At 70.2% G+C, this 22,854-nt stretch carries 23 protein-coding genes, 1 tRNA gene and 4 pseudogenes; 18 read left to right on the forward strand and 10 right to left on the reverse strand.

Annotated elements, in window-relative coordinates; all coding sequences use genetic code 11:
• Positions 1 to 220 precede the first annotated feature (220 nt).
• Complete coding sequence (locus BEN78_00660) at positions 221 to 814, reverse strand: Fe-S biogenesis protein NfuA (GenBank protein ASR42140.1); 594 nt, start codon at positions 812 to 814, stop codon at positions 221 to 223.
• A 99-nt stretch (positions 815 to 913) separates the two neighbouring features.
• Here BEN78_00660 and BEN78_00665 point away from each other — a divergent pair, with 99 nt between their 5' ends.
• Positions 914 to 1,255, forward strand: coding sequence for a 4a-hydroxytetrahydrobiopterin dehydratase (locus BEN78_00665; protein ID ASR44809.1), 342 nt, complete (start codon positions 914 to 916; stop codon positions 1,253 to 1,255).
• Complete coding sequence (locus BEN78_00670; protein ASR42141.1) at positions 1,255 to 1,647, forward strand: hypothetical protein; 393 nt, start codon at positions 1,255 to 1,257, stop codon at positions 1,645 to 1,647. Before BEN78_00665 ends, BEN78_00670 begins: the two co-directional genes overlap by 1 nt.
• A 19-nt stretch (positions 1,648 to 1,666) precedes the next feature.
• Here BEN78_00670 and BEN78_00675 read toward each other — a convergent pair.
• A pseudogene (locus BEN78_00675) lies at positions 1,667 to 2,628 on the reverse strand (23S rRNA pseudouridylate synthase).
• Positions 2,629 to 3,028: 400 nt separating this feature from the next.
• On the opposite strand from BEN78_00675, the gene BEN78_00680 reads away from it, so the two are divergent.
• Positions 3,029 to 5,107, forward strand: coding sequence for a hypothetical protein (locus BEN78_00680; protein ID ASR42142.1), 2,079 nt, complete (start codon positions 3,029 to 3,031; stop codon positions 5,105 to 5,107).
• Positions 5,104 to 6,318 (forward strand): hypothetical protein, encoded by a 1,215-nt coding sequence (locus BEN78_00685; protein ID ASR42143.1) that lies wholly within the window; start codon positions 5,104 to 5,106, stop codon positions 6,316 to 6,318. Before BEN78_00680 ends, BEN78_00685 begins: the two co-directional genes overlap by 4 nt.
• A 254-nt stretch (positions 6,319 to 6,572) precedes the next feature.
• Here the strand turns inward: BEN78_00685 and sirA are convergent, their stop codons facing one another.
• From sirA to BEN78_00700, 3 genes are all read right to left on the reverse strand, one after another.
• On the reverse strand, positions 6,573 to 7,220 hold the full coding sequence (gene sirA / locus BEN78_00690; GenBank protein ASR42144.1) for a two-component system response regulator UvrY: 648 nt from the start codon (positions 7,218 to 7,220) through the stop codon (positions 6,573 to 6,575).
• Positions 7,221 to 7,303: 83 nt separating this feature from the next.
• Entirely contained in the window at positions 7,304 to 7,897 is a 594-nt protein-coding gene (locus BEN78_00695; GenBank protein ID ASR42145.1) for a hypothetical protein, read from the reverse strand.
• A 145-nt stretch (positions 7,898 to 8,042) separates the two neighbouring features.
• A complete protein-coding gene (locus tag BEN78_00700; GenBank protein ID ASR44810.1) occupies positions 8,043 to 9,188 on the reverse strand; it encodes an aminotransferase in 1,146 nt (381 codons plus the stop codon).
• 212 nt (positions 9,189 to 9,400) lie between these two features.
• Between BEN78_00700 and BEN78_00705 the strand changes: the two genes are divergently transcribed.
• From BEN78_00705 to BEN78_00755, 11 genes and pseudogenes are all read left to right on the forward strand, one after another.
• A complete protein-coding gene (locus tag BEN78_00705) occupies positions 9,401 to 10,036 on the forward strand; it encodes a heme ABC exporter, ATP-binding protein CcmA (protein ASR42146.1) in 636 nt (211 codons plus the stop codon).
• Positions 10,033 to 10,722: a heme exporter protein CcmB gene (locus BEN78_00710; GenBank protein ID ASR42147.1), complete on the forward strand. Its 690-nt coding sequence runs from the start codon at positions 10,033 to 10,035 to the stop codon at positions 10,720 to 10,722. Before BEN78_00705 ends, BEN78_00710 begins: the two co-directional genes overlap by 4 nt.
• A 105-nt stretch (positions 10,723 to 10,827) precedes the next feature.
• Positions 10,828 to 11,586, forward strand: coding sequence for a heme ABC transporter permease (locus tag BEN78_00715; protein ASR42148.1), 759 nt, complete (start codon positions 10,828 to 10,830; stop codon positions 11,584 to 11,586).
• Positions 11,583 to 11,756 carry a heme exporter protein CcmD gene (locus tag BEN78_00720; protein ID ASR42149.1) on the forward strand — a complete coding sequence of 58 codons (174 nt, stop codon included), beginning with the start codon at positions 11,583 to 11,585 and terminating at the stop codon, positions 11,754 to 11,756. The genes BEN78_00715 and BEN78_00720 overlap by 4 nt, the downstream gene beginning before the upstream one ends.
• Positions 11,753 to 12,229, forward strand: a complete 477-nt coding sequence (locus BEN78_00725; protein ID ASR42150.1) for a cytochrome c biogenesis protein CcmE — start codon at positions 11,753 to 11,755, stop codon at positions 12,227 to 12,229. The genes BEN78_00720 and BEN78_00725 overlap by 4 nt, the downstream gene beginning before the upstream one ends.
• 36 nt (positions 12,230 to 12,265) lie before the next feature.
• Positions 12,266 to 14,199, forward strand: a pseudogene (locus tag BEN78_00730) (c-type cytochrome biogenesis protein CcmF).
• The gene (locus BEN78_00735) at positions 14,196 to 14,759 is read left to right on the forward strand and encodes a thiol:disulfide interchange protein (GenBank protein ASR42151.1); all 564 of its coding nucleotides are present in this window, start codon (positions 14,196 to 14,198) and stop codon (positions 14,757 to 14,759) included. The pseudogene BEN78_00730 and the gene BEN78_00735 overlap by 4 nt, the downstream one beginning before the upstream one ends.
• Positions 14,756 to 15,199 carry a cytochrome C biogenesis protein gene (locus BEN78_00740; protein ASR42152.1) on the forward strand — a complete coding sequence of 148 codons (444 nt, stop codon included), beginning with the start codon at positions 14,756 to 14,758 and terminating at the stop codon, positions 15,197 to 15,199. Before BEN78_00735 ends, BEN78_00740 begins: the two co-directional genes overlap by 4 nt.
• Complete coding sequence (locus BEN78_00745; protein ASR42153.1) at positions 15,199 to 16,221, forward strand: hypothetical protein; 1,023 nt, start codon at positions 15,199 to 15,201, stop codon at positions 16,219 to 16,221. Before BEN78_00740 ends, BEN78_00745 begins: the two co-directional genes overlap by 1 nt.
• A gap of 101 nt (positions 16,222 to 16,322) precedes the next feature.
• Positions 16,323 to 17,443: pseudogene (locus tag BEN78_00750) on the forward strand (homoserine O-acetyltransferase).
• Between the two features lie 49 nt (positions 17,444 to 17,492).
• Positions 17,493 to 18,098: a cysteine dioxygenase gene (locus tag BEN78_00755; GenBank protein ASR42154.1), complete on the forward strand. Its 606-nt coding sequence runs from the start codon at positions 17,493 to 17,495 to the stop codon at positions 18,096 to 18,098.
• 39 nt (positions 18,099 to 18,137) lie between these two features.
• Here BEN78_00755 and BEN78_00760 read toward each other — a convergent pair whose 3' ends face one another.
• Positions 18,138 to 18,587 (reverse strand): hypothetical protein, encoded by a 450-nt coding sequence (locus tag BEN78_00760; GenBank protein ID ASR42155.1) that lies wholly within the window; start codon positions 18,585 to 18,587, stop codon positions 18,138 to 18,140.
• A 175-nt stretch (positions 18,588 to 18,762) separates the two neighbouring features.
• On the opposite strand from BEN78_00760, the gene BEN78_00765 reads away from it, so the two are divergent.
• A tRNA-Leu gene (locus BEN78_00765) sits at positions 18,763 to 18,848 on the forward strand.
• Positions 18,849 to 18,952: 104 nt separating this feature from the next.
• The gene (locus tag BEN78_00770; GenBank protein ASR42156.1) at positions 18,953 to 19,723 is read left to right on the forward strand and encodes a hypothetical protein; all 771 of its coding nucleotides are present in this window, start codon (positions 18,953 to 18,955) and stop codon (positions 19,721 to 19,723) included.
• A 15-nt stretch (positions 19,724 to 19,738) separates the two neighbouring features.
• On the opposite strand, the gene BEN78_00775 is transcribed toward BEN78_00770, so the two are convergent.
• From BEN78_00775 to BEN78_00790, 4 genes and pseudogenes are all read right to left on the reverse strand, one after another.
• Complete coding sequence (locus tag BEN78_00775; GenBank protein ID ASR42157.1) at positions 19,739 to 20,203, reverse strand: hypothetical protein; 465 nt, start codon at positions 20,201 to 20,203, stop codon at positions 19,739 to 19,741.
• A gap of 4 nt (positions 20,204 to 20,207) precedes the next feature.
• Positions 20,208 to 20,411 carry a stress-responsive transcriptional regulator gene (locus tag BEN78_00780; protein ASR42158.1) on the reverse strand — a complete coding sequence of 68 codons (204 nt, stop codon included), beginning with the start codon at positions 20,409 to 20,411 and terminating at the stop codon, positions 20,208 to 20,210.
• A gap of 45 nt (positions 20,412 to 20,456) precedes the next feature.
• Positions 20,457 to 21,523, reverse strand: a pseudogene (locus tag BEN78_00785) (class III poly(R)-hydroxyalkanoic acid synthase subunit PhaC).
• Position 21,524: 1 nt separating this feature from the next.
• A complete protein-coding gene (locus tag BEN78_00790; GenBank protein ID ASR42159.1) occupies positions 21,525 to 22,025 on the reverse strand; it encodes a hypothetical protein in 501 nt (166 codons plus the stop codon).
• A 507-nt stretch (positions 22,026 to 22,532) separates the two neighbouring features.
• On the opposite strand from BEN78_00790, the gene BEN78_00795 reads away from it, so the two are divergent.
• A complete protein-coding gene (locus tag BEN78_00795; protein ID ASR42160.1) occupies positions 22,533 to 22,748 on the forward strand; it encodes a hypothetical protein in 216 nt (71 codons plus the stop codon).
• The last annotated feature ends 106 nt before the right edge of the window (positions 22,749 to 22,854 follow it).

Raw genomic sequence — 22,854 nt, forward strand, 5'->3', positions numbered from 1 at the left:
GGGGGCCGGCCTGCCGGCCAGCACCGCGGCGATGGCCCCTGCGGCCGCGCCGGTCACCGCGCCACTACGGGCCCGCAGGGTGGCGAACCAGTCGGCCCATCCGGGCGGAAAGCGCCCCGGCGCTTCGGTCGATCCGGCCGACCGCCGCCGGCGACGGAGCACCTCGATCAGGTCGGCAGAGGTGAACATCCGTTGCAGGCCGCCGGCTGCCTGACCTGGATCAGGCCGCGTCGCGCGGCATGTACGGCGCGCTCCCGCTGTCGTGATCGGTCGCGTCGCGCACGGCGGTAACGCCGGGCACCTTCTCCATCAGCGTTTTCTCGATGCCCTGCTTGAGCGTCACATCGACCAGGCCGCAGCCGTGGCAGCCACCGCCGAAGCGCAGTACCACCACGCCTTCGGCGGTGATCTCCTGCACCGAGACGTTACCGCGATGCTGGGCGAGCTGCGGATTGACCTCGTTCTCGACCACCCAGTGCACCCGTTCCACCAGCGATGCGGCTTCCGGCGGCGCCTCGCCCTTTATCTTCGGTGCACGGATCTGCAACTGCCCGCCTGTGGCGCGGGCCTCGTAGTCGATCTGCGCGCCGTCGAGATAGGGCACGCTCGGCGCGTCGAGCCACAGCGTGAAGCCCTCGCAGTCGATCGCCCATTCGTCGCCGGTCAGATCGCCGGGCTCGGCGAACTCCAGCCGCACGTCCGCGCGCGTGGTACCGGCATGGACCGCGGCTAGGCGCACCCCCAGTCCCGGAAGCGCCTCGCGCTCGATCAGCTTGCGGAAATGCGTCTGTGCGGATTCGGAGATATTGATCATGGGGGTATTCTAGCGAGCCTGCGCCGGCGCACATGCCGGTCGCCGTCTGTCGCATGAATGGCCGTCCGGAAACGGCCGCCGCTGCCCAAGGAGCTGCCGATGTCGGATCTGATCCCCCTCGCCCAGGCCCACTGCATCGCCCGCCGCGGCGTCGAGCACCGCCTGCCCGAAGCGCGGGTGCGCGAGTTGCTGCCGCAGCTGCCGGAATGGGCCCTCGCCGAGGATGGCCGGGCACTGACCCGCACGTTCCGCTTCGGGGATTACCACCGGACGATGGCGTTCGTGAACGCACTGGCGTTCATCGCCCACCGCGAGGACCACCACCCCGATCTGGGTGTGCACTACGACCGCGTCGAGGTCCGCTACTCGACCCACGATGTCGGCGGGCTGAGCGAGAACGACTTCATCTGCGCGGCCAAGGCCGACGCGCTGGTCGCCTGATGGCCGTTCGCAGAATCGCCCTCGCCGCCGCCCTCGCCGTCTGGCTTGCGGCCTGCGTGTCGAGCCAAGTGGCCAGCTCCGGCGGGGCCGCCGACGCCGACACCGACACCGTGGGGGCGTCGGTCGACATCCGCAGTGTCCGTAGCCACCCGCCCAAGTATCCGGTGGAGGCAGTCCGCGAGGGCGTCAGCGGCATGGTCGAGATGCAGGTCGAGGTCGGTGCCGATGGCGCCTTCCGGGATGTGCGGATCGTCAAGAGCAGCGGCAGCGCCCTGCTCGATGCCGCCGCGATGGAAGCAGCGCGACACTGGCGCTACGCCCCCGCGCGGCGCAATGGCAAACCGGTGCGGGGCCATGTCCGGATTCCGCAGACGTTCGCCTTGCAGGACTGAAGTCCGGCCCGCGCCCTGATCAGCCGAGCCGATCCAGCGCCTCGCGCAGATCCTCGGCCAGCGGCGCGTTGAGGACATAGGCCTCGCCATCGTCGAGCGCGAATTCCAATGATGCGGCGTGTAGGAACAGCCGCCGCAACCCGATCTGCTCGCGCAGCCGCCGGTTGACCGCAAGATCGCCGTACTTGTCGTCGCCAGCCACCGGATGGCCGATGTGCTGGGCATGCACGCGGATCTGGTGAGTGCGTCCAGTCTCGATCCGCACCTCGCAGTACGAGTGCCCGCCACGGCGCTCGAGCACTTGGAAATGGCTCAGCGAGGGCTTGCCCGCGGCGTTGACCTGGACATGGCGCTCGCCGCCCTGGCGCAGCCCCACGTGCAACGCCGCATCGACGCTCATCGTGCCGGAGGGCAAGCGCCCGGCCAGCAGCGCCAGATAGCGCTTGCGAATGCCCGCGCCGTGGTCCTCGCGCATCAGCGCCTGCAGTTGAGTCAGTGCCGAGCGCTTCTTGGCCAGCACCATCAGCCCCGAGGTGTCGCGGTCGAGCCGGTGCACGAGCTCCAACGACTGATTCGGGCGCAGCGCACGCAAGGTCTCGATGACCCCGAAACTGATCCCGCTGCCGCCATGGCTGGCGATTCCCGACGGTTTGCTGATCGCCAGCAACCGCGCATCCTCGAACACGATGCTCGCCTCCATCGCCGCCAGCAGTCCGCGCGAGGGTGTGCCCGCCTCCCCGGCCGGCGCCAGCCTGACCGGGGGATCCGGACCTCGTCGCCGGCCTCGAGCTTGCGCTCGGCCTTGGCGCGGCCGCCGTTCACCCGCACCTGGCCGCTGCGCACGATCTTGTAGACGATCGACCGCGGCGCGCCCTTGAGCTGGCCCAGCAGGAAGTTGTCGAGGCGCTGGCCAGCGCGGTCGTCGGTCACCCGGACCAGCCGCACACCGCCGCCGGCCGGGCCGGAATCGTTGTCAGTCATCGTCGCTTATTTATCTGCTACACTCGGCCCGCGATATAAGGTGCTGATTTCCCTGGAAGATCACGGGCCAAAAGCCCACCTTCCGAAGGTCTCCGGACAGTGCGCGGCCACCGCCCCAGGGGCGGCCATGTTAGCGGCTGGACGGCAACGCTGCTTATCGCCCGATGCCTGGCATCGGCGCTGAACACGTCCCGCGCGGCGCCCGTCCCGGTCCAAGACCGGTCGCGAGCGGCCAGCGGCCCGCAACACCCAGACAACAACGAGCGCTCCCGCGGCCCGCCGTGGTGTCGTAGCGCTGGAAAATCCGGTTCGTCGCTGCGCGTGCGCGGCGGCTTCAGGCTTCATCCAGGCGAAACGCCCCGACGTTCCGCGCGCGAGAGCGCGTTGAGGAACGCAATTCATGAAGCGCATGCTCATCAATGCGACGCAGGCAGAAGAACTGCGCGTCGCCATCGTCGACGGCCAGTCCCTGTACGACATCGATATCGAACAGCCGTCGCGGGAACAGAAGAAGTCCAACATCTACAAGGGCCGGATCACCCGGATCGAACCCTCGCTTGAGGCCGCATTCGTCGAGTACGGCGCCGCTCGTCACGGCTTTCTGCCGCTCAAGGAGGTCTCGCGCGACTATTTCCAGGCCGGCGTCGACCCCAACAAGGGCTCGATCAAGGAACTGCTGCGCGAGGGCCAGGAGGTCGTCGTCCAGGTCGACAAGGAAGAACGCGGCAACAAGGGCGCCGCGCTGACCACGTTCATCTCGCTCGCGGGCCGCTACATGGTGCTGATGCCCAACTCGCCGACCGCCGGCGGCGTCTCGCGCCGGATCGAGGGCGAGGACCGCGCCGAGCTGAAGAAGGCGATGGACGCGCTGAACATCCCCGACGACATGGGCGTGATCATCCGCACCGCCGGCGTCGGCCGCGACGCCGAAGAACTGCAGTGGGACCTGGACTACCTGCTGAGCATCTGGCGGGCGATCGCCGAGGCCGCGCTCAGCAAGCCCTCGCCGTTCCTGATCTACCAGGAGTCGCGCCTGATCACCCGGGCGCTGCGCGACTACATGCGCGCCGATATCGCCGAGATCCTGGTCGACACGCCGGAGATGTACGCCGAGGCGCGCGACTTCGTCGAGCAGGTGATGCCGCACAACCTGCGCAAGCTCAAGCACTACACCGATGACGTTCCGCTGTTCAACCGCTACCAGATCGAGTCGCAGATCGAGAGCGCCTACGAGCGCACCGTGCGCCTGCCCTCGGGCGGTGCACTGGTCATCGACCAGACCGAGGCGCTGACTGCGATCGACGTCAACTCGGCGCGCGCCACCAAGGGTGGCGACATCGAGGAGACCGCGTTCAACACCAACCTGGAGGCGGCCGACGAAGTGGCCCGCCAGCTGCGCCTGCGCGACCTGGGCGGTCTGGTGGTGATCGACTTCATCGACATGTCGTCCAACAAGCACCAGCGCGACGTCGAGAACCGGCTGCAGAACGCGCTCAAGTACGACCGCGCGCGCGTGCAGCAGAACCGGATCTCCAAGTTCGGGCTGCTGGAGATGAGCCGCCAGCGTCTGCGCGCGAGCCTGGGCGAGTCCAGCCAGATCGTGTGCCCGCGCTGCGAGGGCCACGGCCGCATGCGCAGCATCGAATCGCTGTCGCTGTCGATCATCCGCGTCGCCGAAGAGCACGCAATGAAGGACAACACCGGGCAGGTGCTGGTGCAGGCACCGGTGGAGATCGCCAACTACCTGCTCAACGAGAAGCGCAGCGCGCTGGCCGAGATCGAGAAGCGCCACGGCGCCCCGATCATCATCGTTGCCGACGAGCAACTGCACACGCCGCACTACGAGGTCTCGCGCATTCGCGAGAACGAGCTCGGCGAAGAGACCAGCCGACCGAGCTACCAGCGCGGCACGCCGCGTCGCGTGGCGACCATCGCGCTGAGCAAGAGCAACCTCAACGTGCCGCCGCCGGCCGTGACCAATGTCCGCCCGGCCCAGCCTGCGCCGGTCCGCGAGCCCAAGCCCGAGCCGGCCCCCGCCCCGGCGCCCGCGCCCGTGGCCGCCCCGGCGCCGACGCCGGCCCCTGCGTCGTCCGGCGGTTTCGTCGGCTGGCTCAAGACGCTGTTCGCCGCTCCCGCGCCGGCTGCGCCGCAGCCGGCGCGCCAGGACACCCGCGCACCGCGTCCCGACGGCCAGGGCCAGGCCCGTGACGGTCAGCCGCGCGGCGAAGGACGCGGCAACGGCCGCAATGGTCAGCGGCGCGACCGCCGCGGGTCGCGTTCGGGTAGCCAGGGGGGCAAGGCGCACAGACGGGGGCCACGGCCCCCGTACGCGAAGAGCAGGCCGCCGCACCGCAGCGCGAACCGCGCCGCGAGCAGCCGTCCTCCCAGGACAAGCGCCCGCAGGAGCGTCGCCAGAAGCAGAAGCCGCCGCGTGGCCCGCGTCCGCCGAGAGACGAGGACGAGGCCGTCGACTCGATGACGCTTCCGGCCGTCGCGGCCACCGCCGCGGCAGTGTCGACGCCGGCGGCCCAGGCCACGGCCCCCGCACGCACGGAGGTCGCTACGGCACCGGCGGCTGCCCCGGCACCGGCCGCATCGCCGAAGCCCGAGGCATCGGCCCCAGCCGAGGCCGATCGGCACGTCTCCGCCTCGGCAGCGGACGCCGCTTCGACCCCGGTCGCCCCGGCCGTGGTCGCTGCTGATCCGACCGACGACGACCAGAGCGACGAGGCACCGGCCGCCAGCGACGATGACGAGACCGGCAATGGCCGTCGCCGTCGCGGTCGTCGCGGCGGCCGCCGTCGTCGCCGTGGCAAGGCCGGCGACGGCAGCGTCGCGGGCGACGAGTCGCAGCAGGATGATGACGAGACCGCGGACGACCACGGAATTGTCCCGTCCGATCGCGCCCAGCCCGAGTTCGATTTCGACGACCTGCCGGCGGCTCCGGTCCAGGCGCCGACGTCGGCACCTGTGCCCACGCCCGCCGCAGCGCCGGCTCCGGTCCCGGCCGCCGCCGCGGCTGCGGCCGTGGTCGCAACCGGCGCCGAGGTCGCGGCGCCGGCGCCTGGCGACAGCGCGTCCGAATCGTCATCGCCGGCGCCCGCATCGGCCGCGCCGTCCCTGTCGACGACCGAAGCTCCGCAGACGGCCGTCGATGCGGGCGTGGCCGACACGGCCGCTCCGGCACAGGCACAGGACGCCGACCCGGTCGACCCGGCCGCAACGCTGTCGACCCCGTCCGCGGTCGAGACCGCCCAGGCCGATGCCGATGCTGCCGTCCCCGCGTCGCCGGTCGAGCGGCCGACGGCAGACATCAGCAGCCGCGACACGGCCCCGGGCCTGTTCGATGCGCCAACGCCCGTAGACCCGGCGACCGACGCAGTCGAGCAGGTTGAAGCGGTCGAGGCCAAGGCCGCCGAGGTCGAGCGGGTCGAGACGAGCGACCGGGCCCCGCAGACCACGGACGCAAATCCGGCAGCGGGCACGGCGCCCGTCGCTACTGCCGCGGCAGCGCCATCCCAGCCCGAATCGAGGGATGCGGTCGAGCCCGAGGCGCAGCCCGAGGCCGACGCCGAGCGCACTGACGCGCCCGAGTCCGCAGCCCCGACGGGGGCGCCTTCGGCGACCGACGCCGAGGCCGAGGCCAAGCAGGGTGCGCTTCCGGACCCACGTCCGAGCCGCGAGGCCTGAGCCATACGAAAAGCCCCGGCATGTCCGGGGCTTTTTTTTTTGGTTGCGGGCCTGGGCCTGGGTCTCCGCGATGCCCCCACACTCGATCGCCGGTCACGATGCTCGGCCGCAGATGCCGCACGACCGCAGGACCTGAGGGAGAACAGCGCAACTGCCCTGCCTCGCCGCACCAGGCAACCGAGCCCCGTTGCACTCCGCGTTGCCGCAGCTGCCACTGCGCTTGCGCGCAGGGACCTGTGGGCGCGGCGGCGCGCCTATACCGCCATGTCGGGTGGCGCGATGCCGTACTGGCTCGCCAACCGCGCCAATGCGATCGCATCCTGGATCTGCAGCTTCTCGAACAACCGCGATTTGTGGGTATTGACGGTCTTCGCACTCAGACTCAGGCGTTTGGCGATGTCTTCCTGCCGCAACCCGTGCAGCAGCAGCATCGCGACCTCAAGTTCGCGGCTCGACAGCGCATCGAACGGCGTTCCATCGCCGTCGACGCCGGCCAGCGCCAAGTTCTGCGCGATGGTGCTGGCGAGATAACGCTTGCCGCGCGCGACATCGCGCACCGCACGCACCAGTTCGCCGGCATCGCCGCCCTTGCCCACATAGCCCGAAGCGCCGGCTTCGATCAGCCGCCGTGGCATCGGGCCGTCTTCGAGGATCGACACCACGATCACCCGTGTGGGTGCGCCACCGCGCACGATGCGCTCGGTGACCTCCAGGCCACTGACTCCAGGCAGGTGCAGGTCGCACAGCACGATGTCGGGCTGCAGCTTGCGAATCTGCGGCAGCGCCTCCTCGCCGCTCTGGGCCTCGCCGACGACCTCGATATCGTCTTGGCCGTCGAGGATCATGCGCATGCCAGTGCGTACCAATGCATGGTCGTCGACCATGAACACACGAATCTTCATCCTTGTTGTCCCGTTGTATTCCCCAGAACGAGGCTAAGCGTTGCGTCGCGGTGGCCGCAAGTCGGAGAAATCCGACCGCAAGGTCAGTGGGTGCCGCGCTCGCGCGTCATCAGGACCCGAAGGTCGTCGACCATCTGTGCGACCGGCTGATCGTACTGGAAGGCCAGTTGCAGGCGGCCGTCGGGCCCGATCACGTAGTTCACCATCGTGTGGTCCATCGCATACGACGACCGGGTGGGCACCTGCCGGTAAGTCACGCGGAACGTCTGCGCTGCCAGCCGCGTCTGCATCGCATCGCCGCGCAAGGCGACGATGCCGTCGCCGAATGCACGCACGTATTCCTCGAGCACCGCGCCGGTGTCGCGCTCGGGATCGACGGTGACGAACACGATCCGCAGCCGGTCGCCGTCCTCGCCCAACGCGCGGCGCACCTGGGTGGCCTTGAGCAGGCTGGTCGGGCAGACCTCGGGACAATGGGTATAGCCGAACGACAGCAGGACGTAGTCGCCGCGGAAATCGCCCAGGCCACGCGGGTGGCCGTCGGTGTCCTGCAGGTCCAGGCTGCGCCCGTACGACACACCCGACAGGTCGGTGCCGTGGAACGGGCCGGCAGGCGGCGACGCACAGGCCGACAGCGCGAGCGCGAGACAAAGAACGGGCGGCAGCAACGATCGCACGGGGACGTTTGAGGATTCGGGAAGGACAACCGCAGCGCCGCGTGGGCGCCAGGCCCCATGATTCTAGGCGCTGTGCGCTGAAGGCCCGGTTGCGACCGATCGTCGCAGCCCCTCGCGGCGGCCCGGGCGCGGGGTCGAAGACCAGCTACAGGGTGCGCAACCGCGCGATCGCCGCGTCGAGCGTGGTCGGATTCTTGGCAAAGCACAGCCGTGCCAGCCGCTGGCCCTGCGGGGGCTGGGCGTAGAACGGCGAGAGCGGGATCGCCGCCACGCCCTTGTCGGTCGTCAGCCAGCGGCAGAACGCCGCGTCGTCGAGGTCACTGACCGCCGAGTAGTCGACGAGCTGGAAGTAGCCGCCGGGCACCGGCAGCGGCCGCAGGCGGGTCGTCGCCAACTGCGCGGCGAAGGCGTCGCGCTTGGCCTGGTAGAACGCGCCCAGTTGCTCGTAGTGCGCGGGTTCCTCGCGCAACATGGCCGCGAACGCATGCTGGGCCGGCGCGAACGTGCAGAACACGTTGTACTGATGCACCTTGCGGAACTCCGCACTCAACGCCGGCGGTGCGATGCAGTAGCCGAGCTTCCAGCCGGTGCAGTGATAGGTCTTGCCGAAGCTCGAGACCACGAACGCGCGCTCGCGCAGCGCCGGGTAGCGCAACGCCGACTCGTGCCGTGCGCCGTCGAAGACGATGTGCTCGTAGACCTCGTCCGACAGCAGGTAGATGCCGGTCTCGGCGATGATGTCGGCGATCGCCTGCATGTCGTCGGCCGTGAACATCGCGCCCGATGGGTTGTGCGGGCTGTTGACGATCAGCAGCCGGGTGCGCGGCGTGACCGCTTCGCGCACGCGTTGCCAGTCCGGTGCGAAGGTGGCCGGATCGAGCGGCACGTGCACCGCGACCGCGCCTGCCAGCTCGATCGCCGGCTCGTAGCTGTCGTAGGCCGGGTCGAGCACGATCACTTCCTCACCGGCGCGCACGACCGCGTGGATCGCATTGAACAGCGCCTCGGTCGCACCGCTGGTCACGGTGACCTCGGTCTCGGGATCGGGACAATGGCCGTAGACACGCGCCGTCTTCTCTGCGATCGCCTGGCGCAGCGCCGGGATGCCGGTCATCGGCGCGTACTGGTTGTGGCCGGCACGCATCGCCTCGGCGAGCGCGTCGACCAGACGCTGGGGCACCTCGAAATCCGGGAAGCCCTGCCCGAGATTGACCGCGCCGTGCTCGGCCGCCAACTGCGACATCACGGTGAAGATCGTGGTGCCGACCTTGGGCAGCTTGGTCCGGATCATCTGGCCTGCGTCCATCGTGAAAGGGCACCGAGTGTACGGGCCCGCCCGCCCCAAAACCGGGGTCAGAGTGCAATTTCATGGCGAAATTGCACTCTGACCCCGGTTTTGGGGGCGGGCATCGGCGGCGGCATTGACCCAGCGCAATGCCGGGGGCGGCGGCAGTCCCTAGAATGCACCTCCGACGCGGCCCTTCCGCCCCGACCGCCTGCCCGATGCCCGCTGCCGTTCCGCCCCTGCTCGCCACCCGCGGCCTGCGCTTCTCGCGTGACGAGCGTCCGGTCTTCGGGCCGCTGGACTTTGCGGTGCAGGCCGGCGAGGCACTGCTGGTGCGCGGTGGCAACGGCGTTGGCAAGACCACGTTGCTGCGCGTGCTCGCCGGATTGCTTGAGGCCGATAGCGGCACAGTCGAGGTCGCCGGCCGTCCGATCGCGCGCGCGATGCGTGCCGGCACCATGGCCTATCTGGGCCATCTGCCGGGGCTGAAAGCCGATCTGGACGCGGTCGAGAACCTCGCGTTCCTGGCGCGGCTGCAGGGCTGCCGCACGAGTCAGACCGCCGAGCGCGCGCTCGGTGTCGTCGGGCTGGCCGCGCACGCGCATCTGTTGGTGCGGCAGATGTCGGCCGGCCAGAAGAAGCGCCTGTCGCTGGCGCGGCTGTGGATGTCGCCCGCCCCGCTGTGGCTGCTCGACGAGCCCTACGCCAATCTCGACCTGCAGGGCATCGAGCTGGTCAACCGCATGGTCCGCGCCCAGCTCGACGACGGCGGCGCGGCGCTGGTCACCACCCATGGCGCGTATGCCGCGCCGCCGGTGCGCACCCGCGAGCTGTGCCTGGACGCGGCGGCATGAGCGCACCGCTGCCGACGCTGGCCGGCAGTGCCCGGGCGCTGATCGCGCGCGATCTGCGACTGCTGTGGCGCCGGCGCGGCGACGCGTTCCAGCCGGCGCTGTTCGCGCTGATCGTCATCGTATTGTTCGCGCTGGCGCTGGGCAGCGACGCGGCGATGCTGGCCCGGGTCGCGCCGGGCGTGCTGTGGGTCGCGGCGCTGTTGTCGGGACTGCTGGCGCTCGACACGCTGTTCCGCGGCGATGCCGACGACGGCTCGCTCGAGCAGTGGATGCTCGCCCCGGTCCCGCTGGCCTGGCTGGTGCTGGTGCGCACGGTGTCGCATTGGGCGACCACGACCTTGCCGTTGCTGCTGGCCGCGCCGCTGCTGGCCGAACTGCTCGGGCTGCCCCGCGCGCAGCTCCCGGTGCTGCTGGCGGGACTCGCGCTGGGCACGCCGCTGCTGAGCCTGCTCGGTGCGGTCGTCGCCGCGCTGACCATCGGCATGCGCCGTTCCGGTATCCTGTTGGCGCTGCTCGCACTGCCGCTGTACGTCCCGGTGCTGGTGTTCGGAGCCGGCAGCGTGGCGATCTCGGCCCAGGGCCACGATCCGACCGGCGGCCTGCTGCTGCTCGGCGCCGGCCTCGTCGCCGCCGTGGTGTTGGCGCCCGTCGCTGCTGCCGCCGCCATCCGCATCGCGCTGACCTGAGGTCATGCAGCCAATGACCGCCACCGACGCGCCACCGTTCCGCTCGCGGCCGAAGACCACGCCGCACGCTCCCGCCAGCCCGTTCACGCCAGCACGCCCGCCCGCATGAATCCCATCGTCCTCTGGTTCCATCAGCTCGGCTCGCCACCGACCTTCGACCGCTTCGCGCGGCGCTGGGCACCGTGGGCCTATGGCCTGGCGCTGCTGACGATGGCCGTCGGCCTGTACGGCGCGCTGTTCCAGGTCCCGGCCGACTACCAGCAGGGCGACAGCTTCCGGATCCTCTACATCCATGTGCCCAGCGCCTGGATGAGCCTGGCGGTGTTCGCGCTGATGGCGCTGTACGGCGCGATCGCGCTGATCTGGCGGATCAAGCTGTGCGAGATCCTGGCGATGGCCTGCGCGCCGATCGGGGCGGCCTTCACCTTGATCACGCTGGTGACCGGCTCGATCTGGGGCAAGCCGATGTGGGGCACCTGGTGGGACTGGGATCCGCGCCTGACCACGCAGTTGATCCTGCTGTTCCTGTACCTCGGGGTGATCGGCCTGTACCAGTCGATCGAGGACCGCCGCACGGCCGCACGCGCGGCATCGCTGCTGGCGATCGTCGGCGTCGCGCTGCTGCCGATCATCCGCTACTCGGTGGTGTGGTGGGACTCGCTGCACCAGGGCCAGACGATCCGCGTGTTCGGCCAGTCGAGCATGGACGCGAGCATGATCGGCCCATTGCTGTGGATGATCGTGGCGACCAAGCTCTGGTTCGTCGGGTCGCTGCTGGCGCGCGCGCGCGCCGACAACCTGCGCCGCGAAGCGGGCAAGGACTGGGTGCGGCGGATGGCCGGCGCACCGGGAGAACACGCATGAGCTATCTGGAATACGTCGTCGCCGCCTACGCGGTGTTCGCGGCCGTGCTGGTGTGGGACTTCGTCGCCCCGCGCATCCGCATCGCGCAGACGCTGCGTGCGGTCCGCACCCTCGAGGCGCGCCGCCAGGCCGCCGTCGTCCCCGCCCCTGATACGGAGCTGACCCGATGAACCCCGTCCGCAAACGCCGCCTGGGCTTCGTCGTCGCGCTCGCCGCCGCAGGCGCGCTGTCGGCCACGCTGATCGCCTTCGCGTTGCAGCGCAACGTCTCGTATCTCTATACCCCGGCCGAGGTGCTGGCCGGCACCGCCGGCCCCGCGGTCGCCTCGGGCGAAGCGCGCTTCCGCCTCGGCGGCATGGTCGCCGATGGATCGTTCTCGCGCGCCACCGGCTCGATGGAGGCGCACTTCCGCGTCACCGATGGCGATGCCGAGCTGCCGGTCAGCTACACCGGCATCCTCCCCGACCTGTTCCGCGAGAACCAGGCCGTGGTCGCCACCGGGCGCATGGCCGACGGCGTCTTCGTCGCCGAGCAGGTGCTGGCCAAGCACGACGAGACCTACGTGCCCAAGGAGGTCGCCGACAAGATGGGCCTGGCCCACGACAAGCACGGGGTCGCGACGCCGGCCGAGGCCGCGCAATGACGGCGATGGTCTGCGGGCCGCGCCCGGAGCGCACCGATGCTGCCTGAACTCGGTCAGATCACCCTGCTGCTGGCGCTGGTCGCCTCGCTGTTGCAGACCGTGCTGCCGCTGCTCGGCGCGCGGCGCGGCATCGCGCCGTGGATGGCGACCGCGCGACCGGCCGCCTATGCGCAGGCGATCCTGCTACTCGCCGCCTGGGTGCTGCTCACCGTCGCCTTCATGGTGCAGGACTTCTCGGTGCGCTACGTGACCGACAACTCCAACCTGCTGCTGCCGATGGTCTACCGGATCACCGCGGTGTGGGGCGGCCACGAAGGCTCGCTGCTGCTGTGGGGCTTCCTGCTGGCGTGCTGGAACGGCGCGGTGGCCTGGGGCTCGCGCGATGTGCCCGACGTGGTGCTGGCCCGTGTGCTCGGGATCATGGGCGCGATCTGCTTCGGCTTCCTGGCGTTTCTGATCTTCACCAGCAACCCCTTCGACCGCATCCTGCCGATGCCGCTCGACGGCCGCGATCTCAACCCGCTGCTGCAGGACCCGGGAATGATCGTGCACCCGCCGATGCTCTACATCGGCTACTCGGGCTTCATGGTGCCGTTCGCATTCGCGATCGCCGCGCTGCTCGACGGTCGCATCGATGCGCGCTGGCTGCGCTGGACGCGACCGTGGACCAATGTGGCCTGGGCGTTTCTGACCATCGGCATCGCGCTCGGCTCGTGGTGGGCGTATGCGGAACTGGGCTGGGGCGGCTGGTGGTTCTGGGATCCGGTCGAGAACGCCAGTTTCATGCCGTGGCTGGCCGGCGCGGCACTGATCCATTCGCAGGCGGTGACCGAGAAGCGCGGCAGCTTCCACGGCTGGACGCTGCTGCTGGCGATCGCCGCATTTTCGCTGTCGTTGCTGGGCGCATTCCTGGTGCGCTCGGGCGTACTGACCAGCGTGCACAGCTTCGCGGCCGACCCGGCACGCGGCCTGTTCATCCTGGTGTTCCTGGGCATCGTCGTCGGCGGCTCGCTGCTGCTCTATGCGCTGCGCGCGCCCGATGGCCGTGGCGGCAAGCCGTTCACAGCGACTTCGCGCGAAACCCTGCTGTTGGCCAACAACCTGCTGCTGGTCGCGGCGTGCGCGATGGTGCTGCTGGGCACGCTGTATCCGCTGCTGGCCGACGCGCTGGACCTGGGCAAGATCTCGGTCGGTCCCCCGTACTTCTCGCTGCTGTTCCTGGTGCTGATGGCACCGCTGGTCCTGCTGCTGCCGTTCGGGCCACTGACCCGCTGGCAGAACGACGCGGCCAGCCGCCCGCTGCGCATGCTCGCGCCCTGGGCGGTGCTGGCGCTGGTGCTCGGCGCGATCGGTTTCTATCTCGCCCCGCAGGGCCCGTGGAAGGTCGCGATGGGCATCGCGGGTGCGGTGTGGGTCGCCGCCGGCACGCTGCGCTTCGTCTGGGTGCGGCTGCGCACAGGCTCCAAGCGCTTCACGCCCGAGATGACCGGCATGCTGCTCGGCCACCTGGGCATCGCGGTGTTCCTGGTTGGCGCATTGCTGGTCGAGGCGCTCAACGTCCAGCGCGAAGTCGCATTGGCACCCGGTCAGACGCTGGAGATGGGCCGCGATGCGTTCGTGCTCGACGGCGTCGAGCACCACGAGGGACCGAACTATATTTCCGACCGCGGCACCGTGCGCATGCTGCGCGACGACCGCCTGGTCGCCACGCTGCATCCCGAAAAGCGCGCCTACGTCAGCGGCGGCCAAGTGATGACCGAGAGCGCGATCCAGGCGGGGGTAACCCGCGATGTCTATGTCGCGCTCGGCGAGCCGCTCGGCGGCGGTGCCTGGGCGCTGCGTGTGCACGTCAAGCCGTTCGTGCGCTGGATCTGGGCCGGCGCGTTCCTGATGGCGCTGGGGCGTTCATTGTCGCCGGTGATCGCCGTTTCCGCCGTCCGCCGTCGCCGCGCAGGGAGCCGTCCGCATGAGCACGTCCCCGACCCGTCGCTCCCGGGGCCGCTGGTTGCCCCTGGCGGTCTTCGCGGCGATCGCCGTGCTGCTCGCCGCAGGCGTCTGGCTCAGTCGCAACCCCAATCGCGACGCCCTGCCCTCGCCGCTGATCGGCAAGCCCGCGCCCGACTTCCGCCTGCCGGTGCTGCATGAGCCGGGCCGGATGGTGACCGCGGCCGAGCTGCGCGGCGAACCCTACCTGCTCAACGTCTGGGGCAGTTGGTGTCCAGGCTGCCGCGAGGAACATGCGGTGATCAGCGAGTTCGCCAAGACCAAGCGCGTGCGCGTGATCGGCTACAACTGGAAGGACGAGCACAGCGATGCGCTGCGCTGGCTCGAGCAGTTCGGCAATCCGTACTGGCTGGTGCTGGTGGACTACGAGGGCCACGCGGCGATCGACTGGGGCATCTACGGCGCACCGGAAACCTTCCTGGTCGACGGCGACGGCACCATCGTCTGGAAGTATGTCGGCCCGATGACCCCCGAGGTGCTGCGCACGCAGCTGCTGCCCCAGGTCGAACGGCTGGAGGCGCCATGATCCGTGCGCTCTTGCTCGCACTGGCCCTGTGCCTGGCCTGGCCGCCTGCGGTCCGCGCGCAGGCCGCCGTCGATCCGGCGCCACTGACGTTCGAAAACGCCGCCGAGGAAAAGCGCTTCCGCAGCCTGATCCTCGAGTTGCGCTGCGTGATGTGCCAGAACCAGTCGCTGGCCGATTCCAATGCCCAGATCGCCCACGACCTGCGCCGTGAGGTGCTCACGCTGATGCGCCGCGGGCAGAGCGATGCGCAGATCCGCGAGCATCTGGTCGCGCGCTACGGGGAGTTCGTGCTCTATCGCCCGCGTGTCGGGCCGGCGACCTGGCTGCTGTGGTTCGGCCCGTTGCTCGTGCTCGGCGCCGGTGGCGTGGTGATCTGGCGGATCGTGGCCGCGCGTCGCCGCGAGCCGCTGCCGCCGATCGATGAACCCCAGGAGTGGTAATGGCCGTTTTCGTTGCGATCGCGATCTGCATCACGCTGGCGACTGTCGCCATGCTGGTCCATGCCCTGCGCACCGGTGCGCCGCGCGTGGCGCTGGCGGTGGCCGTGCTGGTGCCGGTGCTGGTCGGCGGCCTGTACACCATCGTCGGCACCCCCGCCGCACTCGATCCGCAGTCGCTGCGCGCGCCCGGCTCGCTGGAAGAGGCGATCACCCGCCTGCAGGCCGACCTGGAACGCGACCCGCGCCAGCCCGAGGGCTGGGTGCTGCTGGGCCGCAGCTATGCGGCAATGCAGGAGCCGGGCAAGGCGCGCGATGCGATCGAGCGTGCGGCCAAGCTGCTGCCCGACGACGACGCACTGCAGGTCGAATACGCCCGGGCCCGCGCCGAGGCGCATCCGCAGCGCCGCTTCGATCAGACCGCCGTCGAGATCCTGCGCACGGTGCTCGCGCGCAACCCCGAGCAGCAGCACGCGCGCTGGTTCTTGGGCATTGCCCAGCGCCAGGCCGGCGACGACGCGGCTGCGGTCGCGACCTGGGAGCCGCTGCTGGCCCAGCTCGACGGCGAGACCGCCGCGACTTTGCGCGAGCAGATCGCCGCCGCACGCGAGGCTGCGGGCATGCCCGCGTCGACCGCCCCGGCCACCGAGGCGACGGCCGCGGTCCCGGCCCGCGCACTGCACGTGCGCGTGCGCATCGCGGGCGACGCTGCGGCCCTGGCCGCGCGACTGCCGCCCGAGGCCAGTGTGTTCGTGATGGCCCGCCAGCCCGGCGGCCCGCCGATGCCGGTGGCCGCGCAGCGCCACCGCCTGTCCGCGCTGCCGCTCGACATCGTGCTCGATGACGGCGACAGCCCGATGCCGACCCAGCCGCTGTCGGCACTCGACGAGGTCGAAGTCGTCGCCCGGATCGCGGCCCGCGGCATCGCCGACCGCAGCCCCGACGACCTGGAATCGGCGCCGGTGCGCGTGAGCCTGCCCACCACGGACACGATCGAGCTGGTGATCGAGGTCCCCCACCCCTAGCGGTGAAGGGACGCCCGGCGATGGCTTTTCGCCGGGCGAACCGCGATCATGCAACGCCACGCGCCACCGGCCCGCCATCGCGCCTCCGGGCGCCAGATTCGATGACCGAATTCATCCCGCCGGGCAGCCGCTTCGTCGCGCTGCCCTCGCCGTTCGCGATGAAGCGCGGCGGCATGCTGCACGGCGCACGTGTCGCCTACGAGACCTGGGGCCGGCTCGATCCCGCTGCCGGCAATGCGATCCTCATCGTCACCGGCCTGTCGCCCGACGCCCACGCCGCCGCGCATGGCGATGACCCATCGCCCGGCTGGTGGGAGGCGATGGTGGGTCCCGGCCGTCCGATCGATACCGACCGCTGGTTCGTGGTCTGCGTCAATTCGCTGGGCAGTTGCAAAGGTTCCACCGGCCCGGCCTCGATCGATCCGGCCACCGGCGCGCCCTACCGCCTGGCGTTCCCCGATCTGTCGATCGAGGATGTCGCCGACGCCGCCGCGCACGTCGTGCGGGCGTTGGGCATCGCGCAACTGGCCTGCGTGATCGGCAACTCGATGGGCGGCATGACCGCGCTGTCACTGCTGGCGCGCCACCCGGGCCTGGCGCGCACGCACGTCAACATCTGCGGCGCGGCGCGCGCACTGCCGTTCTCGATCGCGATCCGCTCGTTGCAGCGCGAGGCGATCCGGCTCGACCCGATGTGGAACGGCGGCGACTACAGTGATGCGGCCTACCCGAGAGCGGCATGCGCATGGCACGCAAACTCGGGGTCATCACCTATCGCTCGGCGCTCGAGTGGGATGGCCGCTTCGGGCGCGTGCGCCTGGAATCGGACCGCCGCGACGACGAGGATCCGTTCGGTCTGGAGTTCGAGGTCGAAAGCTATCTCGAAGGCCATGCGCGCCGCTTCGTGCGCCGCTTCGATCCCAACTGCTATCTCTACCTGAGCCGATCGATGGACTGGTTCGATATCGGCGATCACTGCGGCGGCGATACCGATGCCGGCCTGGCAGCGCTGCGGGTCGAGCGCGCGCTGAGCATCGGCGTGCACACCGACATCCTGTTCCCGCTGCAGCAACAGCGCCAGATCGCCGATGGCCTGCGCGCCGGCGGTGTCGATGCACAGTTCCTGCCGCTCGAGTCGCCGCAGGGCCACGATGCGTTCCTGGTCGACATCGCCCGCTTCGGCCCGGCGCTGCGCGGCTTCCTCGATGCACTTGCGACCTGAGTGCGTGTCGCGACACGGCGCACCGATCGCAGCGGCTAGACTGGGTCGCATGTCCGAGACCACGCCACTGCCCGACATTCGATATCCCGGCCGCGACCGGCTGATCGCCGCAGTCGATGCCGCGCTCGTCCACGATGACGCGCACGCTGTCACCGCTGCACTGCGCGAGACGATGCAAGCCTTGATCCGCGATCCTGCGGTGCGTCTGCCGCCCTGCGTGCACGCGCCGGTCGACGGCCATTACGCACGCCGCGAGCTCTACCGCAGTCCGCAGCACGGCTACAGCATCGTCGCGATGACCTGGGCCCCGGGCCAGGGCACGCCGCTGCACGATCACGACGAACTGTGGTGCGTGGAGGGCGTGTGGCACGGCACGCTCGAGATCGTGCAGTACGAATGCCTCGGGCGGGATGGTGCGCGCTACCGCTTCCGGCCGGCGAGCACCGTGCAGGCGCAGACCGGCAGCGCCGGCAGTCTGATCCCGCCGCACGAGTACCACATCATTCGGAACACCGACCCCGCGGTGGTCGCGGTTTCGCTGCACATCTATCAGGCGCCGATCCTGCGCTGCGCGCTGTTCGACCCACAGGGCGGGGACCGGTATCTGCGCCGCGAGACGATCATGCAAACCGACGCGTTCGATTCGGCCGACTAGCTGCGCACGCAGATCAGTACGCCGCGACGGCAGACACCGCTAGTCGAGCAGGCGCTCGACCTCCACGCGCAGGATCTGGCCACCGTCGTCGAGCCAGGCCCGGCCCTGCACGACGATACCGTCGCCCTGATGCGCCCGGTCGACCAACCCGTCCTCGATCGGCCCGCCGGAGGCCGCATCGAAGCGCACCTGCTGCGGCAGCCGCGAGACCGGTTGGGGCACATCAGGTCGCAACGCCGCCGGCTGTCCCTCGACGTCGGACACCATGTAACCGTTGGGACAGGGCGCACGCACGCAGCGGATGTTGCTCAAGTGCACACGGAAGACGCCCTGCGCCAGACGCAGCTGCCCGGACGGCTGGGCCGGTACCCGCAACACCGCAGGATCGAGCACTCGTTCGCCAACGGGCTCGGCGGCGCCCACGTGCCGCCCGGACGGGCTCGCGCATGCGGCCAGTGCCAGGAGCAGCATGCCGACCGGCACCGCCACGAGCCCTCGCCCCAAGCGGTCCCCGCGCTCGCGTCCACGTCGACTGCCCACCATGCCCGTCTCCTGCTGCCACCGGCACGCGCCGGCCCGCGGAGCATGCCAGAGGGGATGTTCGGATTTCGCGAACGCAGGTGTCCGCTTCCCTGCCGGATGATCCGCTATACTCGCCGTCCGCGCCGGAGTGGCGGAATGGTAGACGCAGTGGACTCAAAATCCACCGCCTTTAAAAGCGTGCGGGTTCGAGTCCCGCCTCCGGTACCAGCAGGCCGCATACCAACGGGTCTGGACGCCGTCCTGGCGTCACGTCAGCGGTGACCCGAGCCCGGAACGCGCGGCACGGCGCCGCATTCGACTAGCATCGGCGCATGTGCCTGATCGCTATCGCCTGGAATACTCGCCCCGACCTGCCGCTGGTGCTGATCGCCAATCGCGACGAGGCGCACGCGCGGGCGACCGCGGCGGCCGGTGTCGATCCCGAGGCGCCGGACGTGTTCGGCGGCCGTGACCTGCAGTCGGGTGGCAGTTGGCTGCAGGTCTCGTCTCGCCGCCGGCTGGCAGCAGTGACCAATGTCCGCGCGGGCGTGGCGCCGGAGACCGCGCGGTTGTCGCGTGGCTGGCTGGTGCGCGACTTCGTCCGCGGCGACGCCTCGGCCGAGCGCTTCGCCCATGCGCTGGCCGACGACGCCGCGGGCTACGGGCGCTTCAACCTACTGCTGTGGGACGGCGACGCGTTGTGGTTCGCCAGCAACCATCCCCGCTTCGCGGTTGCCGAGGTCGCCCCGGGACTGCACGCGATGTCCAATGGCGCATTCGACGCGCCCTGGCCCAAGAGCAACGCGGCCACACGCACTTTGCAAGACTGGCTCGCGGCATCGTCTGGCGCTTCAGGCGCTCTGGAGCCACTGTTCGCCGGCCTGCGCGACGTGCGTCCTGCCGACGACGCACAATTGCCCGACACCGGCGTCGGCCTTGCGCTGGAAAGGCGCCTGTCGCCGCCGTTCATCGAGGATCCGATGTACGGCACGCGCAGCAGCACCGTGGTCCTGGCCAGCGCCAACGACATCATGTTCGCCGAGCGGCGCTTCGCGCCGGGTGGTGTACCGACGGGCGAGACCTGCGTGCAGCTCGGACGCTGACCGGCAGCTATCGGATCACGGCGTCGGCCACGGCCACCAGCCATGCCCGGTCAGCGCATAGCGGTCGGCCGCGCGTTCGAAGCGGTTGCGCACGCTGATGCCCCCGCACAGCAGATACAACGGCAAGAACAGCGGACCGAGCACCATGTACTGGAAGACATGGGCGCGCTCGTGATCGCCCAGGCGGATCGGCGCTTGCACGCACAGCGCGGCGCGATGCGCGTAGGTACTGCAGGCACGGTCGAGCGAATCGCCGGTATGCAGGATCGTGTTGCCGAACGTGATCGCCCCGCCCGGCCCCCAGGGCCAGCGATCGAACACCAGTGCGCAGTCGCCATCACGCCAGCGGGCCCGTGCGCCGAACGGCAGGCCGGCCAACCCGCCGAGCAGGCCGATGGCGGTATTGGGCAGCGTCCAGATCGCGCCCAAGGCCAGCAACAGCGCGCGCAACGGAGTCGGCAGGCGTCGCCAGCGCAGCATCGCCTCAGGTCTCGCCTTCGGGCATCAGCAGCCACAGCAGCAGGTAGACCAGTACGCCGGGAAACGCTGCAGAGAGCACCGACACCACGACATAGAGCGCGCGCACCAGTGTGGCATTCCAGTCGAACCTGCGTGCGACGCCGCCCAACACGCCGGCCAGGACGCGGTCGCTGCGGGAACGGCTCAAGCTCGGGGCGGGCGTGGACATCGATCGGCTCCTGGCGAACGGGAAAGACAGCGGACGACGGCGCACTCAGTCGCGCTGCGCAAGCCAGTCGCAGATGGCCGCGGGCACCTGCACCTGCGCCCGTCCGGACACGTAGATGCCGATATGCCCGCCGCGGAACGAAAGCTCGGCGTAGTCCTCGGTGCCGACCAGCCCCTGCAGCGCGCGCGATGCATCGGGCGGCACCATGTGGTCCTGCTCGGCGTAGATGTTGAGCACCGGCATCGTCACCTGCGCCAGGTCCACCGCGCGTTCGCCAATCACCACGCTGCCGGCGACGAAGCCGTTGTCCTGGTAGAACTGGCGCACGAACTGGCGGAAAGCCTCGCCGGCCTGGTCGGGCGAATCGAAGATCCACTTTTCCATGCGCAGGAAGTCCTCGACCGCCTTCGGATCGTCGAGGATGTCGACCAGCCCCACGTATTTGTGCACCAGCAGCCGCCACGGCTTCATCATCAAGTAGCAGGCATTCATCATGTCGGCCGGCACGTTGCCCAGCGTCTCGACGAACAGGTCGACATCCAGATCCCGCGCCCAGTGCGCGAGCATGTTGTCGTCGGTGTGGAAGTCCACCGGCGTGACCATCGTGATCAGGTTGCGCACGCGCTCGGGATGAAGCGCCGCATAGCTGAGTGCGAATGTCCCGCCTTGGCAGATGCCCAGCAGGTTGATCGCGGGCAGACCGGAGCGACGGCGCAGATGATCCACCGCGCCGCCCAGGAAGCGCTCGATGTAGTCCTCCAGCGTGAGGAACCGGTCGGAGCGATCGGCATAGCCCCAGTCCAGCACGTAGACGTCCTGCCCGCGCGCCAGTAGCCCGGCGACGATCGAGCGGTCGGCCTGCAGATCGATCATGTAGGGCCGGTTGACCAGCGCATAGGCGACCAGCAGCGGCGTGCGCGAGGTCGCTGCCTGCGCGCCGACGAAGCGATACAGCACGACCTTGCCGTCGCGCCAGACCTCTTCCCGGGGCGTGGCCCATAGTCCACGTCGCCGACTTCGCGCAGCGTCGTCAGGCCGGCCAGAAGCTTGCGCTGGACCCTGAGTGCCTCCTCGGCGATGCCTTCGGGCGTGATCCGCACCGGTCCTGCCATCTCAGCGCTTCCGGGTCCGCGGCTTGGCGGATGTCAGCGGTGCGGGCGCCTGCGGGATCGCCGCCGGCCAGTTCTTGGCCGTGGCCGCACGCTTGGCCGGCGCACGCTGCGCGCTCGAACGCTGCGCCGCCCCGGTCTTGCGTGCCGTCTGCCGGGGTGCGGTCTTGGCGGCTGCCTTCTTCGGCGCGCGCCTTGGCCGCGTGGGCTTGGCCGGCGCTTGGCTGGACGCGGTCGCCGGTGCGGGTGTGTCCGACACGGCCGCGTTGCGCGCCGGTCGCGCAGTGCGACGCGGCGATGCGGTCCGGACCGCGCGCGCCTTGCGCCGCGGCTCTGGCGCAGCGGGCTCCGAGTCGACCTCCTCCAGACGATCGCGCAACCGGCGCACGGTCCGCTCCAGATCGACGATCTTGCGATGCGCGCCGTCGAGTTCGCTGCGCGTGGGCAGGTCGAGCAACCGGCAGGCCTGCTCGACCTCGCGCTGCACCGCCTGGCGCAGGCGCATCTGCCGGCGACCATCTGCGCATACGCGCTGCGGAAGCCCGGCGACAATGCAACCTCGGCATAGGCCTCTTCAGCGGCTTCGACCCACAGGTCGAACAAGGCCCGTGGCGACTCGATCGTCACGGCCTCGGCATCGAGCTCCGACAGCCGGCGCTCGAAACGTGCGAACGCGGCCTGCGAGGCCTGCAACAGCAGTCCCTGATAGGCCTGCTGCGTCTTGGGATACTCGGCGAACGCATCGAGCAGCGCCTGCCAGCGCACCTGGTGTTCGCGCGACGGCCCGAACGCGGCCCAGGGTCCGACAGCGCCCCCATCGCCGCGCAGCGCATCGACCACGGGCTGCAACGACCGCAGCCAGCCGTCCCAGCCCTCGATGCCGGTGCCGCCCAGTCCGCCGAACATCTGTGCGAACGGATTGGCCGTATCGCCACCCAGCGCCTCGCGCCAGGCCCGCGCGACGGTCTCGGGCGACGGGCGCTGGCCGGCAAACCCCTCGGCCATGCCCTGCATGCGCGTCCACCAGTCGCCGGCCTGCCGGTTGAAGCGCCGCAACACGTCCTCCACGCCCGCGTTACCGCTGGGCGACGGTGGCACCCAGGCCTCGAACATCGCCCGCCAGGGCTCGGACGGCCGGGCGGCCGCGCCGCTGGAGAAGCCGGCAAATCCACCCTGCGCAGCGCCGGGCATCGTGCGTTGCAATGCCGACTGCCAGGCATCCCAGTAGCGGCGTGCGAGCTGCTCGAGTTCCTCACCCGGCTCCGCCGGGCCCCACGCATCGTTTGCCATCGTTCGCTCCCGCCGCGATGGCCCGATCATAGCAACAGCCGCGT

It is taken from the genome of Xanthomonas citri pv. mangiferaeindicae (assembly GCA_002240395.1).
Lineage (GTDB): Bacteria > Pseudomonadota > Gammaproteobacteria > Xanthomonadales > Xanthomonadaceae > Luteimonas > Luteimonas citri_A.

Bases quoted from the DNA above. Each gene is read 5' to 3' on its own strand.
- BEN78_00720 (ASR42149.1), top strand. From the start codon at position 11,583: ATGAGCTATCTGGAATACGTCGTCGCCGCCTACGCGGTGTTCGCGGCC.
- BEN78_00705 (ASR42146.1), top strand. From the start codon at position 9,401: ATGCCCGCTGCCGTTCCGCCCCTGCTCGCCACCCGCGGCCTGCGCTTC.
- sirA (ASR42144.1), bottom strand. From the start codon at position 7,220: ATGAAGATTCGTGTGTTCATGGTCGACGACCATGCATTGGTACGCACT.
- BEN78_00725 (ASR42150.1), top strand. From the start codon at position 11,753: ATGAACCCCGTCCGCAAACGCCGCCTGGGCTTCGTCGTCGCGCTCGCC.
- BEN78_00790 (ASR42159.1), bottom strand. From the start codon at position 22,025: ATGCGCCTGCGCCAGGCGGTGCAGCGCGAGGTCGAGCAGGCCTGCCGG.
- BEN78_00745 (ASR42153.1), top strand. From the start codon at position 15,199: ATGGCCGTTTTCGTTGCGATCGCGATCTGCATCACGCTGGCGACTGTC.
- BEN78_00775 (ASR42157.1), bottom strand. From the start codon at position 20,203: ATGCTGCGCTGGCGACGCCTGCCGACTCCGTTGCGCGCGCTGTTGCTG.
- BEN78_00740 (ASR42152.1), top strand. From the start codon at position 14,756: ATGATCCGTGCGCTCTTGCTCGCACTGGCCCTGTGCCTGGCCTGGCCG.
- BEN78_00680 (ASR42142.1), top strand. From the start codon at position 3,029: ATGAAGCGCATGCTCATCAATGCGACGCAGGCAGAAGAACTGCGCGTC.
- BEN78_00770 (ASR42156.1), top strand. From the start codon at position 18,953: ATGTGCCTGATCGCTATCGCCTGGAATACTCGCCCCGACCTGCCGCTG.
- BEN78_00780 (ASR42158.1), bottom strand. From the start codon at position 20,411: ATGTCCACGCCCGCCCCGAGCTTGAGCCGTTCCCGCAGCGACCGCGTC.
- BEN78_00660 (ASR42140.1), bottom strand. From the start codon at position 814: ATGATCAATATCTCCGAATCCGCACAGACGCATTTCCGCAAGCTGATC.
- BEN78_00755 (ASR42154.1), top strand. From the start codon at position 17,493: ATGTCCGAGACCACGCCACTGCCCGACATTCGATATCCCGGCCGCGAC.
- BEN78_00700 (ASR44810.1), bottom strand. From the start codon at position 9,188: ATGATCCGGACCAAGCTGCCCAAGGTCGGCACCACGATCTTCACCGTG.
- BEN78_00795 (ASR42160.1), top strand. From the start codon at position 22,533: ATGCGCGTCCACCAGTCGCCGGCCTGCCGGTTGAAGCGCCGCAACACG.
- BEN78_00715 (ASR42148.1), top strand. From the start codon at position 10,828: ATGAATCCCATCGTCCTCTGGTTCCATCAGCTCGGCTCGCCACCGACC.
- BEN78_00665 (ASR44809.1), top strand. From the start codon at position 914: ATGTCGGATCTGATCCCCCTCGCCCAGGCCCACTGCATCGCCCGCCGC.
- BEN78_00735 (ASR42151.1), top strand. From the start codon at position 14,196: ATGAGCACGTCCCCGACCCGTCGCTCCCGGGGCCGCTGGTTGCCCCTG.
- BEN78_00670 (ASR42141.1), top strand. From the start codon at position 1,255: ATGGCCGTTCGCAGAATCGCCCTCGCCGCCGCCCTCGCCGTCTGGCTT.
- BEN78_00685 (ASR42143.1), top strand. From the start codon at position 5,104: ATGACGCTTCCGGCCGTCGCGGCCACCGCCGCGGCAGTGTCGACGCCG.
- BEN78_00710 (ASR42147.1), top strand. From the start codon at position 10,033: ATGAGCGCACCGCTGCCGACGCTGGCCGGCAGTGCCCGGGCGCTGATC.